This is a genomic window from Erwinia sp. BNK-24-b, assembly GCF_047456155.1.
Lineage (GTDB): Bacteria > Pseudomonadota > Gammaproteobacteria > Enterobacterales > Enterobacteriaceae > Erwinia > Erwinia phyllosphaerae.
Genome location: NZ_CP179901.1, coordinates 1,034,617 through 1,047,909, shown reverse-complemented (window position 1 = coordinate 1,047,909; position 13,293 = coordinate 1,034,617). Strand labels below are relative to the sequence as shown.

Below are 13,293 nucleotides of genomic sequence, written 5' to 3'. Positions count from 1 at the left end.
TTCTTCTCTCGCCTGCAAATTTTTCCCGTCGTGTTGAGGCATGCAAAAGCATTAACCATAGCGCCCGGTAATATAATCTTCAGTACGGCGCTGGCGCGGCGCGGTAAAAATCCTGTCTGTTTCATCAAATTCCACCACGCTGCCCTGATGCATAAACGCGGTAAAATCTGAGACGCGCGCGGCCTGCTGCATATTGTGCGTGACCAGCACTAGCGTGAAGTGTTGCTTAAGGGTACTCATCAGCTCTTCAATCACCAGCGTACCGATGGGATCGAGCGCCGAAGTAGGCTCGTCCAACAGTAAGATCTCCGGTTCGATGGCTATCGCTCTGGCAATCACCAGCCGCTGCTGCTGGCCGCTGGAGAGCGTTAAGGCGTTCTGCCAGAGATTGTTTTTTACCTCCGGCCAGAGCGCCGCCGCCCGCAGTGCGCTTTCTACCGCCTCATCCAGCACTCGCCTGTCGCGAACGCCCTGTAAACGCAGGCCATACACTACGTTCTCATAGATAGTCTTGGGAAAAGGATTAGGACGCTGAAACACCATGCCGATGCGCCTGCGCAGCGCCGCCAGATCTTCCTTACCGCTCAGGATTGACTGCTGATGCAGGCGAATATCGCCCGCGATGCGGCAGCCTGCAATAGGATCGTTCATCCGGTTAAAACAGCGCAGCAGCGTCGATTTTCCACAGCCGGATGGCCCAATCAGCGCGGTAATACGGTTTTTCGGCACGCGCAGCTGGATAGCATTCAGCGCCTGCTTTTCGCCATACCATAATGACAGGTCATCTACCTCAAGCGCGGTTTCCAGCTTGTTCGGCATTACGCTTTTCTCCATTAATTTATCAGCGCGCGATAACGTTCCCGCAGCCGATGGCGTAGCACCATCGCCAGCAGGTTTAACGCCAGAATAATCAGCACCAGCAGCAGCGCCGTGGCAAAAACCAACGGTCGGTCTGCCTGGGAGTTGGGGTTCTGAAAGGCCAAATCGTAAATCTGGAAGCCAAGATGCATAAATTTACGATCGAGATGCAGATAAGGGAATATCGTATCGACAGGCAGTTCCGGCACCATTTTTACTACGCCAACCAGCATCAGCGGCGCGGTTTCGCCCGCCGCACGGGCAACGGCAAGGATCAGGCCGGTCAGCATAGCCGGAATCGAAAGCGGTAACACCACGTGCCACAGCGTTTCCGCCTGGGTCGCGCCCAGCGCCATGCTGCCCTGACGCAACGATTGTGGAATGCGGGACAGGCCCTCTTCCGTAGCGACAATCACAACCGGCAGCGTGAGCAATGCCAGCGTCAGAGAGGCCCAAAGCAGGCCTGGCGTGCCGAAAGTGGGATCGGGCAGCGATTGCGCAAAGAAGATCTTATCCAGGCTACCGCCCACCAGCCAGACAAAGAACCCCAGGCCAAAGACGCCATAAACGATGGAGGGGACGCCGGCAAGGTTAACGACCGCGATACGCACCAGGCGCGTCAGCAGGCTGTTTCCCGCATACTCATGCAGCCAGATAGCCGCCACCACGCCAAGCGGCATAACCACCACAGACATTAACAGAACCATTAGCACCGTGCCGAAAATGGCAGGGAATACGCCGTCTTCGCCCAGGCTACCGCCGGAAAAGCCGCTGACAAAATGCCACAGCTGATGACCGAAATGACGCCACTTTTCACCATAGCTCATGGCGTTAGGGTACCAGGCCGCCACAATGCGGCTAAGCGGAATCAGATGCTGCTGGCCGGTCACGTCGCGTAAAACCAGCGAGGTATTCTCATTTTCGCGCGTTAGCTCGCCAAGCGCCTGCGCCTGCTGGCGAAACTGTCGCTGCAGTTCTGCACGGTCTGCCTGATAGATGCTTTGCGCCTGAGCCGCGTACTGCTGCTCGTGTTGTAAACGCTGTCGCCTGCGATCCAGCTGTTCCATCTCGTCATTGAGCTGCGCCATCGCCACGCGCCGGATCTTCTCGGCCTGCCGCTGGCGTTCGCGCGTGGCTTTGATGCGTTGCTGGAGTTCCCGCATCATATTAGTCGCTATCAGCGGCTGACCGTTTTCGCGCAGGCCATCGAACCAACCGTAAGCGATACCGCCCACGCGGCGCTGTAGCGCAATAATGCCGGTTGGCCGCGTTGAGGAAACAATTTCGCTGCTCAGCAGATAGTGAAAATCGGCGTCGCTAAAATCCCGGTTGCCGGTTTTGACCAGGTAGCGCGTTACCTGTGCCGGTAGGTTGTCGGGCAATGCCGCACCGCTGGCCTGCAAACGCTGGCGGGAAAGGAGCTGCGAACTGGTGACCTCGCCCAGCACCAGCTGCTGCGCCCCGCTTACCTTAAACAGCGTTACCGGCTGCGGCCAGAAATAGCGCATCCCCTGCCAGGCGAGCAGCGTAATTAACAGTAAAAAGGCCAGCAGGCTCAGCGCCACGGCCCCTGCGGTTAGCCATCGCCAGCGATGGTTACGGGCTGCGTTCATTACTGCATTTCCTGTTGGCTAAAGCGTTGACGCAGCCGTTGACGTACCAGCTCGGCCAGCGTGTTGACCACCAGCGTAAACACCAGCAGCACCAGCGCGCTAAGGAACAGCACGCGATAGTGCCCGCTGCCTGCTGCGGCTTCCGGCATTTCAATCGCCACGTTGGCGGAGAGCGTACGGATCCCCTGTAGCAGGCCGCCTTCCGTAACTGGCGTATTGCTTGTGGCCATCAGCACTATCATGGTTTCTCCTATCGCCCGGCCAAATCCGATCATCAGCGCGGCAAAGATCCCGGCGGAGGCTCCCGGCAACACCACGCGAATTAAGGTCTGCCACTGCGTGGCGCCCAGGGCCAGCGATCCTTGCCCCAGCGAAGGCGGAACGCTGAAAATGGCATCTTCCGCAAGGGTAAAAATCAGCGGCACCAGCGCAAAGCCCATCGCTACGCTTGCTATCAGCAGGTTACGCTGCTGGTAGCCGCCGCACAGGCTTTCCAGCAGGCTAACGCCGAAAACGCGGTTTTCCAGCATGGGCAATAGCCAGACACAGCACAGCGTAACCAGCAGCAGTACCGGTAACAATATCCAGATTTCGCGGCCTTCATCGCACAGCCGTTTGCGCCATTTTTCCGGCAGCCTTTGCGAACTCCAGCTGCACAGCAGCAGCGTGGCCGCCAGCGCCAGCGGCCAGAGCACAACCCCAACCAGCCTCTCTGCCAGCTGTGGTGCCAGCCATAGTCCGGCAATCAGCCCAATCACCACGCTGGGCAGCGCGCCCATCATCTCTATAGCCGGTTTGACCCAGCGCCGTAGCCCCGGTGCCATAAACCACGCCGTATACATCGCGGCGGCCAGCGCCAGCGGCGTAGCAAACAGCATTGCCAGCCCGGCCGCCTTCAGCGTACCGACCACCATCGGCACCAGGCTAAATTTCCCCTGGTAGTCGTCGTTGGCCGAGGTGGACTGCCAGACGTAATCCGCTTTCGGGTAGTGTTCATACCAGACTTTCTGCCAGAGGCTTTGCCAGCTGATATCAGGCCATGGATTGGTGAGCCGGTAGTGTTGCCAGCCGCCCTGCCGCTCCACCAGCAAGCCATCGCCGCCCGGTGCAAAAGCCGCATTCAGCACGCCAGGCTCAAGTTGGCTGTGCAGCACCACGCCTTTCTGTTTACTGGCGAACAGCTGCAAATCACCGTTGGCGCTTAACGTGGCAAACACGCGACGGTGCGCTTCGCTTAGCAGCAGAAGCTCGTTGCGGGCACGATCGAAATGGCGAATAAAATTCAGATGCGGACCGGTCGAGCTGGCAATATCGAACCACTGCGCGATGCCGTCATGGCTGGCCACCAGTAGCGTACTGCCGCCATTAAGCTGCGCAATGCGCTCCGGCTGCTGTAAGAAAGTATGGGATTCACGCAGCGTCAACCCGCTGTCGGTGATACGCCAGACGCGAAGAATATTCTTTGCAAGGCCGTACAGCAGTTTGCCATCGGGCGAAATCAGCAGCTGATTAACGTCCGCCACCTCCAGACTAAAGCTGACCGGTGCCCGGGAGGGTTGCAGACGAAATAGCGTGACGCGTGTCGGGCTGGCTTCGGCTGCCAGCCAGCGGCTTTCCGCCGGCTGTGCCAGACTGATAACTCTGGCGTCAGGATCGTCAGCCAGCGGCGTGTCGCCCAGCGGCAATGTCCAGTGTGGCAAGGTTCGGCTAAAGTCCGGCTGCACCAGCGTCAGGCCCGCCGCGCTTTTCAGCAGCACGCTGTTATTATCCGGTGAGGTAGCGACGCTGAACGTCCCCTGCGCCACCTGTAATCCTTCCGTTGACGCCTTGCCGTTCAGCGGTATAAAGGCAGCCAGCCCCTGGTTATCAATTCGCCAGCCCCATTGCTGTTTTGCATCCATGCCCATCACGACGGCCGGCTGGTTCTGATTTAAAACGATGCGGGTACCGCTGCCGATGGATGGCGAAGAAAAAAGCGGGACAACGACCCAGATCAGCCAGATAAACAGCAGCAGCATCACTAACAAAATAGCCAGGCCGCACGCCATAACGACGCGTCGTGTCAGCCGGTCAATAAACTGTCGCCGCCGATCGTTGTAGTGTGCAGGAATGGGAATTGGATTCATGCCAGGGTTCGTTTTAGAGTACGCAAGCGCCTTATGTTGCCCGTATGTGATTCATAAGACAATCAACATTGTCCATAGACATCGCTGTCATACTCTCGTCATAATGCCTGGAGACAATGCCTGGTTTTTTACAGGATCTGTGGAACGGAGTAAAAATGGGTCAGGAAAAGCTGTATATAGAGAAAGAACTAAGCTGGTTATCTTTTAATGAACGCGTTTTACAGGAAGCGGCGGACAAAACTAACCCTTTGATTGAGCGGATGCGCTTTTTGGGTATCTACTCCAACAACCTGGAAGAGTTTTATAAAGTTCGCTTTGCTGATTTAAAACGCCGTATCCTGATTGGCGAAGAGCAAGGGTCACCCGATACGCCACGCCATCTGTTAAAAAAAATCCAGGCACGCGTGCTGAAAGCGGATCAAGAGTTTGACGGGCTTTATAACGATCTGCTGCTTGAAATGGCACGCAACCAAATTTTCCTGATTAACGAACGACAGCTCTCTCCCAACCAGCAAAGCTGGCTGCGTCACTACTTTAAACACGACCTGCGGCAGCACATCACGCCGATCCTGGTTTACCCCGATACCGACCTGATTGAATTTTTGAAAGACGACTACACCTATCTGGCGGTAGAGATTATTCGCGGCGAAGAGATTAACTACGCGCTGCTGGAAATCCCCTCGGATAAAGTGCCGCGCTTCGTTAACCTGCCGCCGGAAACGCCGCGCCGCCGCAAGCCAATGATCCTGCTTGATAACATTTTACGTTATTGTCTGGGCGACATTTTCCGCGGCTTCTTCGACTACGATGCGCTTAACGCCTATTCGATGAAAATGACCCGCGACGCGGAGTACGATCTGGTCACGGAGATGGAGTCCAGCCTGCTGGAGCTGATGTCTTCCAGCCTGAAGCAGCGCCTGACCGCTGAACCAGTCCGCTTTGTTTATCAACGTGATATGCCCGATGCGATGGTAAAGATGTTCAGCGAGAAGCTGAATATCAGCAATTATGACTCTATCGTGCCGGGCGGCCGTTACCACAACTTTAAAGACTTTATTGGTTTTCCTAACGTCGGCAAAGCCAACCTGGTCAACAAGCCGCTGCCGCAGCTGCGCCATATCTGGTTTGACCGCTTCCGCAACGGCTTTGACGCTATCCGCAACCGCGACGTGCTGCTCTACTATCCTTACCATACCTTTGAGCACGTGCTGGAGCTGCTGCGCCAGGCTTCGTTTGACCCGGCCGTGCTGGCGATCAAAATCAACATTTATCGCGTGGCAAAAAACTCGCGCATTATTGATGCGATGATCCACGCTGCCTATAACGGCAAAAAAGTGACCGTGGTCGTAGAGCTACAGGCACGCTTTGATGAAGAAGCCAATATCCACTGGGCGAAGCGCCTGACCGAAGCGGGCGTTCACGTTATTTTCTCGGCGCCAGGCCTGAAAATCCACGCCAAGCTGTTTTTGATTTCACGCCGTGAAAACGGCGAGATCGTGCGCTATGCGCATATCGGTACCGGCAACTTTAACGAGAAAACGGCGCGTATTTACACCGACTATTCACTGCTGACGGCCGATGCCCGCATTACCAATGAAGTCCGGCGCGTCTTTAACTTTATCGAGAATCCTTATCGCCCGGTCACCTTTGAGCATCTGATGGTATCGCCGCAGAACTCGCGGCAGATGCTTTATCAGCTGATTGATAACGAAATCGCCAACGCGCAAAACGGCGTTCCGGCCGGCATAACGTTAAAAATTAATAACCTGGTCGATAAGGGCCTGGTCGATCGCCTTTATACCGCCTCCAGCGTAGGCGTGAAGGTCAATCTGCTGGTGCGCGGCATGTGCTCGCTCATCCCTAATCTGCCCGGTATCAGCGACAATATTCGCGTTATCAGCATCGTTGACCGTTATCTTGAACACGATCGCGTCTATATTTTTGATAACGGTGGAGACAAAAAAGTGTTTCTCTCCTCCGCGGACTGGATGACGCGCAACATCGATTACCGTATCGAAGTCGCCTGCTGCATCCTTGACCCTATTCTGAAACAGCGGGTGCTGGATATTATCAGCATCCTCTTCAGTGATACGCTTAAGGCGCGCTTCGTAGATAAAGAGCTGAGTAACCGCTACGTGCCGCGCGGTAACCGCCGTAAGGTCCGCGCGCAGCTGGCTATTTACGATTACATTAAATCACTGGAACAACCTGACTAATTCACTATGCCAATATCCCAGAAAAATACGCCTAAACCTCAGGAATTCGCCGCAATCGACCTGGGTTCGAACAGTTTTCACATGGTGATTGCCCGCGTGGTAGACGGTGCCATGCAGGTGCTCGGCAGGTTGAAGCAGCGCGTGCATCTGGCCGACGGGCTGGACAACAACAACGTGCTGGCAGAAGAAGCTATCCAGCGTGGCCTGAGCTGCCTGGCGCTGTTTGCCGAACGCTTACAGGGATTCAGCCCGGCCAACGTGACGATTGTCGGTACGCATACGCTGCGCCAGGCGGTCAATGCGGAAGACTTTTTACAGCGCGCGGCCGATGTCATTCCCTACCCTATTGAAGTCATTTCCGGCCATGAAGAGGCCCGGCTGATTTTTATGGGCGTGGAGCACACGCAGCCGGAAAAAGGCCGCAAGCTGGTCATTGATATCGGCGGCGGCTCTACCGAGCTGGTGATTGGTGAAGACTTTGAGCCCAAGCTGGTGGAAAGCCGCCGCATGGGCTGCGTCAGCTTCGCTAACCTTTATTTTCCCGGCGGCGCCATCAGTAAAGAAAACTTCCGCCGCGCGCGCCTGGCCGCCACGCAGAAGCTGGAAACGCTGGCCTGGCAGTATCGGTTGCTTGGCTGGCAGTATGCGCTTGGCGCATCCGGCACCATTAAGGCTACGGTAGAAGTGCTGCAGGCGATGGGCGAAAAAGACAAGCTGGTGACGCCGGAGAGGCTGGAGAAGCTTTATGACGAGGTGATGAAACATAAATCCTTCGACAGCCTGAGCCTGCCGGGGCTTTCGGACGAGCGCAAAGTTGTTTTTGTACCCGGCCTGGCGATCCTCTGCGGCGTGTTTGACGCGCTGGCGATCCGCGAACTGCGGCTGTCTGACGGCGCACTGCGCGAAGGCGTGCTGTATGAAATGGAAGGCCGCTTCCGCCATCAGGATATTCGTAGCCGTACCGCCCAAAGCCTGGCCAACCACTATGCTATCGACAGCGATCAGGCTAAGCGCGTGCTGGACACCACGGAGCAGCTCTATGAGCAGTGGCGCGAGCAGAACGTTAAGCAGGCCAATCCCCAGCTTTCCGCGCTGTTAAAGTGGGCGGCCATGCTGCACGAGGTGGGCCTGACGATTAACCACAGTGGGATGCATCGTCACTCTTCCTATATCCTGCAAAACACCAATATGCCGGGATTTAACCAGGATCAGCAAACGCTGCTGGCCACGCTGGTTCGCTTCCATCGCAAAGCGGTAAAAGTGGACGAGCTGCCGCGCCTGACGCTGTACAAGAAGAAGCAGTTTCTGCCGCTGGTGTTTCTGCTGCGTCTGGGTACGCTGTTAAATAATCAGCGCCAGGCCACTTCCAGACCGGAGTCGCTGCTGCTAGCGACCGACGATGGCCACTGGACGCTGACCTTCCCTAAGGATTACTTCAGCCAGAACAACCTGGTTCAGCTCGATCTGGAACGCGAGCAGAGCTACTGGAAAGAGGTCACCGGCTGGCAGCTGGTTATTGAAGAGCTGGCTGAATGAACGTCAGGCCCGACAGCTACTACACCGAAAAGTATCAGCTGACCGCCACGCACTCCGAGGTGGCAGAAGCGGTAAGCCAGCTGGCGCTCAAAGGACGGGCGCTCGACCTCGGCTGTGGCAGCGGGCGCAATTCGCTTTATCTGCATCTGAAAGGCTTTGACGTCACGGCGTGGGATCGCAATCCGGCACGCCTTGCCCAAATCATTGCAGAAGAAGGCCTGACCGGCATTCGTACCGAACAGAAAGATTTTAACGATCTGCGTTTTAACGGCGCTTTCGATCTGGTGCTTTCAACCGTGGTGATGATGTTTTTGCAGCCGGAAGCCATCCCACGGCTGATTGCCGATATGCAGGCAAGCACGGTAAGAGGCGGTTACAACCTGATCGTCTCGGCTATGGATACCGAAGACTATCCCTGCACGCTGTTTCCTTTCGCGTTCAAATCCGGCGAGCTGAGCGAATATTATCGCAAATGGCGCATCGTGAAATATAACGAACATCCCGGGCAGCTCCACCGCACGGACGAGCACGGCAACCATATTTCATTGCGCTTCGCCACGCTGCTGGCGCAAAAAGAGCGGGTTAAAGAGTAATCAAGGCGGCATCTTTCGGTGCCGTTTTCTCTTCAGCCAGGCTTTGCAGCGGACAGGGCTTACCGTAAAGTTCACCCTGCAAATAGTCCACGCCAAGCCTGCGCAGTAAATTATCCGCCTCTTCCGCTGCCACGTCCGCCGCCACAATCTGCATTTTTTTCAACCGTGCAAGAATGCAGGTCGATTCAATAATTTGAAAATCCAGGCTGTTATTGAGCATGTTACTGACGAAGCTTCCGTCAATTTTCAGCATATCTGCCTGAATCTCTTTCAGCAGCGCATAGCTGGCGTAGCTACGACCAAAATCATCAATAGCTATGCGGCAACCAAGAGCGCGTAGCTGGGTGATTGCATGATAGCCTCCGCCCTGCTCCATCAGCATCGGCGACTCTTCCAGGCAAAAAATTAGCTGCCATGGCTCCACGCCGTAATGTTGCAGCAGCCCCTCAATCTCTTTCGCAAGGCCTGGTCGACACAGGCTGGCGGTAAAAAGTCCAGATGCCATCCTGATACCCGGCAGCGCTTTCCGCTGGTCATTGATAAAAGCTAAAATTTTATGCAGCCGCCAGCAGTCCATTTCCCAGGTCAGGCCAAACTCCGTAACGACGGGAAAAAGCTGCGCGGAAGAGACGCGTTCGCCACGATCGTCCTGCAACGAAAGCTGCACCTGGTAATAATCATCGCCTCGTACGCCGCAAATCTTTTCCGCCAGTAGCGCAAAGCCGTCAGATTTCAGCGCCAGCTGGATCTCATTCAGCAACGCGATTTTTCTGTCAATGCGACATTGCATCGGTAGCGTCATGTTCTGCTGTAAGCTTTCAGTTAAGCCACTGGTCAGAGATTGTTCCGCCATGCCGCTTAACTCGCCTAATAGCTCATACAGATGGCTGACCGGCGGCCGCACGCTGCAATAGCTGATACCCACGTTGGGATGAACCGGTAATCCATCCCAAAGTAAGTGATAATCTTTCAGCAACGCCGCAATGGTTTCTACGCGTGCAGACTGGCTGTTGCCTTCCAGCCGCATCACCAGATCAAAACCGGGCAGCTGATAGACATCCTCACCTGGCTGCATGACAGGCCGTAAATAACCGGCCAGGCTGCGTTTGTACTGAATACGCAGGCGCAGCCCGTAAGTGCGGCTCAGGCGATCCAGATCGGGAATGGTCAGAAAAAAGAGGGTGGAGCATGGACTTTGTGCCAGCGCGATGCTCAGGGCGCGCAGGTTGGGCAAATTCATCACGGGATCGTTTAAAGCTGCCGCTTTAGTGCGGGCAAGGATACGCCGCTGCCGCGTGGTGATCGCCGCCATCAGCAGCAGACACAGGCTGAACACCAGCAGATTGGCGGAAATCACGGCCAGCTGATAAGGCCCGGTGGCAGGATGCAGAAAACGATCGCGCAGCTGGTAGAGCGTCATCAGCAGTAATGCCCAGATAAAACTGGTGAACAGGTATCCAAAACGCATCGCAGCCCAAAGCATCAGCGGCAGTATCAGCGGCAGGCCATAGTCGGTAGTCAGCAGATTGCGCTGCGAGATATTAACCTCCAGCAGCATACTCAGCAGAAAGACCAGCAGGCACAGCCAGATAATATATTCTGCCCTGCCCACCTCCGGTGAAAATTGTTGGCGGGTACGCAAAATAATCAGGCGTAAAAATCCCTGGCTTCGCAGGCTGCGAATCAGCAGATAGCAGATCGGCATCATCGCTATGCAGGTTAAAAGCACCGACTGGAGGTTCAGTAACGTATGCAGCGACAGCGGATTCGCATAGAAAATCGACCCTTTTAGCGGCACCACGCCTGCCGCAGCAATGGCCTGCATCAGCAGCACCAGCAGCACAGGAATAAAAAACGCCAGCCAGAACAGGCGTACCGGCATCAGGCGTAGCTTGCCGTAATCAACGCCCCACCGCCTTTTAGTCTGTAAACGGTAACCTGCCCAGCCCGTTAGCAGCGCTATACACCAGGTACAGCTGATAACGGCTGCCGTGGTTGGCGAGTAACGGTTGAAATAATAGATGATCAGCGCCACGACAATGCCCGGAAAGGCGCTCCAGTCGTAAACCAGCAGCAAAGCGATCATCAGGGCCAGCGGCAGATAGATCAGGTAAACGTAGCCCTCCAGCATCCATAACCGTACGGAGAGCTGGGCGGCCAGCGGCATTAATAATGCAGGAAGAATAAGCGCCAGTCCCCAGGGGCTATGACGAAAGCGGTTAAGCGGTGCCGTGATTCTCATGATATTCGCTGATTAACAGGGCGCTACTGCCCGAATCCAGAAGATGCACCAGAGAGTGTTGATGCGAACGTATCCGCGGTAACAGGGGTGTTCCTGTCGATAGTGATAATTCCAGTGCGGGAGTATCCGCCATACTATGCGTAATCCCGGCATTAAAGTTGATATATATCAATTGCCTGTCTTTTTTATGATTTGTAAAGAGTGCTTTCTTTCGCAGACAGAAAGCAGATCGCAAAAATCCTGTATGGTTTCTTGCGTACGGCCCCGTTGGCATTGACCTCCAGGGCATGCTGTGTCTAAATTAAGCTATTGCCTCCGGGCTAACTTCAGGAAACTTTGCGTGAACCGCGCTATGTCATTCAGAAAACGTCAAAAGACCGGTCGTATGACCCGTATCATACTGTTTGTCAGCTTTATTATTCTGGTAGGCCGACTGGTCTACGTTGTGCCTGGCGCCATAGAGCACCACAAGCAGAAGAAACAGGATACGGCGGTTCCTGCTCTCAAGTTAAATAATTGATAACAGACAGCGAAATTGGTCTGAAATAGTGCAACTTATTCCTTTAATTTGCTCAATTTAAGCGATACTTACTCCTTTGATAGTCTTTTACCAGACGCAAGGGAATTTTTATGTCTGTAGCTCAGTCGCATGCTCAGCAACTCGCTGAAATCCGTAATCGTATTCTTAACCTGCTGCTTAACGATGGCGATCTGGTCGATACTCTACTCCAGAGGCCGTTAAAACAAACCGAAGCCGAAAAAAAAGCCCACCAGGAACAGGTACAGGAATTAAGAAACTATCTTCCCGTTCTGCACGCGGCCGATATCGCCGATCTGCTGGAAGCATTGCCGGAAGACGAACGCCAGGCGCTCTGGCAGCTGGTTGATACCGACCGCCGTGGTGAAGTGTTGGTTGAAGCTTCTGAAAACGTCTGGGAAAGCCTGATTGAAGAGATGAGCGATCGCGATTTGTTACAGGCGATTGAACCTCTGGATATTGATGAACAGGTTTATCTGGCCAAGTATCTGTCACGCGATCTTACCGGCCGCCTTCTGACTTCGCTGGAGCCAAAACTGCGTTCGCGCGTGCTGGAGGTCATGGATTTTGCTCGCGACCGTGTTGGCCGCATTATGGATTTCAAGCTGGTTACCGTCCCTGCCGATATCAAGCTTGCCACCGTTCAGCGCTACCTACGCCGCAAAAAAGTCATGCCGGAAGGCACCGATAAGCTCTTTATTACCGACGAAAACAACACGCTGCTGGGCGAGCTAACGCTGATGGATATTTTGCTGAACAAGCCGGGAAAGCGCGTTTTTGAAGTAATGAACGATCGGCCCGTGACCTTTCGCCTGGATGATAAAGCTGAAGATGCAGCAGGCGCGTTTGAGCGTTACGACCTGATTTCCGCTGCGGTTATTGATGCCAAAGGCAAGCTAATGGGTCGCGTCACCATTGAAGACGTTATCGATTTGGTTAACCAGGCGAACGACAGCAATATTCGTAAAATGGGCGGCGTTAATCCGGAAGAAGAGGTGTTTGCACCAGTCAGAAAAGCGGTGCGTACGCGCTGGACATGGCTGGCAATCAATCTTTGCACCGCATTTATCGCTTCGCGCGTGATTGGCCTGTTTGAAGATACTATTTCTCAGCTGGTGGCGCTGGCAACGCTAATGCCCATCGTGGCTGGCATAGGAGGTAACACCGGTAACCAGACCATTACGATGATCGTGCGCGCGCTGGCGCTGCATCAGGTTGAGCCGGGCAACTTCTCTTTTCTGATTGCGCGTGAGCTTGGCGTCGCGCTGATAAACGGCCTCTTCTGGGGAGGCATTATGGGCGGCATCACCTGGGCAATGTACGGCAACGCAGAGCTTGGCGGCGTTATGATGCTGGCGATGATCCTGAACCTGCTGCTGGCTGCGCTAATGGGCGTGCTGATCCCGCTGATTATGACCAAACTGAAGCGCGATCCCGCCGTGGGTTCCAGCGTGCTTATCACCGCCCTGACCGATACCGGCGGATTTTTTATTTTTCTGGGTCTGGCGACGATTTTTTTGCTGCACCATTAAATAAGACGGGTAACCGGGCGTTTTCCGGTTGCCCGCTTT

9 protein-coding genes are annotated in these 13,293 nt (G+C 54.9%); 5 read left to right on the top strand and 4 right to left on the bottom strand.

From position 1 onward, the window contains the following. Positions 1-51 precede the first annotated feature (51 nt). Genes pstB through ACMGGR_RS04845 form a run of 3 tightly spaced genes read right to left on the bottom strand, consistent with a single transcriptional unit; the run spans position 52 to position 4,597 of the window. Positions 52-834: a phosphate ABC transporter ATP-binding protein PstB gene (gene pstB, locus ACMGGR_RS04855; protein ID WP_414148294.1), complete on the bottom strand. Its 783-nt coding sequence runs from the start codon at positions 832-834 to the stop codon at positions 52-54. Beyond that, positions 834-2,471: a phosphate ABC transporter permease PstA gene (pstA, locus tag ACMGGR_RS04850; protein WP_246760738.1), complete on the bottom strand. Its 1,638-nt coding sequence runs from the start codon at positions 2,469-2,471 to the stop codon at positions 834-836. Before pstA ends, pstB begins: the two co-directional genes overlap by 1 nt. Beyond that, complete coding sequence (locus tag ACMGGR_RS04845; protein ID WP_414148293.1) at positions 2,471-4,597, bottom strand: ABC transporter permease subunit; 2,127 nt, start codon at positions 4,595-4,597, stop codon at positions 2,471-2,473. Before ACMGGR_RS04845 ends, pstA begins: the two co-directional genes overlap by 1 nt. Positions 4,598-4,752: 155 nt before the next feature. On the opposite strand from ACMGGR_RS04845, the gene ppk1 reads away from it, so the two are divergent. From ppk1 to tehB, 3 genes are read left to right on the top strand one after another with little or no spacing between them, the layout of a single operon-like run. Further along, complete coding sequence (ppk1, locus tag ACMGGR_RS04840; RefSeq protein WP_414148292.1) at positions 4,753-6,813, top strand: polyphosphate kinase 1; 2,061 nt, start codon at positions 4,753-4,755, stop codon at positions 6,811-6,813. Positions 6,814-6,819: 6 nt separating this feature from the next. After that, positions 6,820-8,349, top strand: a complete 1,530-nt coding sequence (ppx, locus tag ACMGGR_RS04835) for an exopolyphosphatase (protein WP_246760735.1) — start codon at positions 6,820-6,822, stop codon at positions 8,347-8,349. Then, on the top strand, positions 8,346-8,942 hold the full coding sequence (gene tehB, locus ACMGGR_RS04830) for a tellurite resistance methyltransferase TehB (protein ID WP_414148291.1): 597 nt from the start codon (positions 8,346-8,348) through the stop codon (positions 8,940-8,942). The genes ppx and tehB overlap by 4 nt, the downstream gene beginning before the upstream one ends. Here tehB and ACMGGR_RS04825 read toward each other — a convergent pair. Further along, positions 8,932-11,184: an EAL domain-containing protein gene (locus ACMGGR_RS04825; RefSeq protein WP_414148290.1), complete on the bottom strand. Its 2,253-nt coding sequence runs from the start codon at positions 11,182-11,184 to the stop codon at positions 8,932-8,934. The genes tehB and ACMGGR_RS04825 overlap by 11 nt on opposite strands. A 340-nt stretch (positions 11,185-11,524) precedes the next feature. On the opposite strand from ACMGGR_RS04825, the gene ACMGGR_RS04820 reads away from it, so the two are divergent. Together ACMGGR_RS04820 and mgtE are read left to right on the top strand one after the other, a co-directional pair. Then, positions 11,525-11,704: a YfgG family protein gene (locus ACMGGR_RS04820; RefSeq protein WP_246760732.1), complete on the top strand. Its 180-nt coding sequence runs from the start codon at positions 11,525-11,527 to the stop codon at positions 11,702-11,704. A 110-nt stretch (positions 11,705-11,814) separates the two neighbouring features. Beyond that, positions 11,815-13,254 carry a magnesium transporter gene (gene mgtE, locus ACMGGR_RS04815; RefSeq protein ID WP_246760731.1) on the top strand — a complete coding sequence of 480 codons (1,440 nt, stop codon included), beginning with the start codon at positions 11,815-11,817 and terminating at the stop codon, positions 13,252-13,254. The last annotated feature ends 39 nt before the right edge of the window (positions 13,255-13,293 follow it).

Bases quoted from the DNA above. Each gene is read 5' to 3' on its own strand.
- pstA (WP_246760738.1), bottom strand. From the start codon at position 2,471: ATGAACGCAGCCCGTAACCATCGCTGGCGATGGCTAACCGCAGGGGCC.
- pstB (WP_414148294.1), bottom strand. From the start codon at position 834: ATGGAGAAAAGCGTAATGCCGAACAAGCTGGAAACCGCGCTTGAGGTA.
- ACMGGR_RS04825 (WP_414148290.1), bottom strand. From the start codon at position 11,184: ATGAGAATCACGGCACCGCTTAACCGCTTTCGTCATAGCCCCTGGGGA.
- ACMGGR_RS04845 (WP_414148293.1), bottom strand. From the start codon at position 4,597: ATGAATCCAATTCCCATTCCTGCACACTACAACGATCGGCGGCGACAG.
- mgtE (WP_246760731.1), top strand. From the start codon at position 11,815: ATGTCTGTAGCTCAGTCGCATGCTCAGCAACTCGCTGAAATCCGTAAT.
- ppk1 (WP_414148292.1), top strand. From the start codon at position 4,753: ATGGGTCAGGAAAAGCTGTATATAGAGAAAGAACTAAGCTGGTTATCT.
- tehB (WP_414148291.1), top strand. From the start codon at position 8,346: ATGAACGTCAGGCCCGACAGCTACTACACCGAAAAGTATCAGCTGACC.
- ppx (WP_246760735.1), top strand. From the start codon at position 6,820: ATGCCAATATCCCAGAAAAATACGCCTAAACCTCAGGAATTCGCCGCA.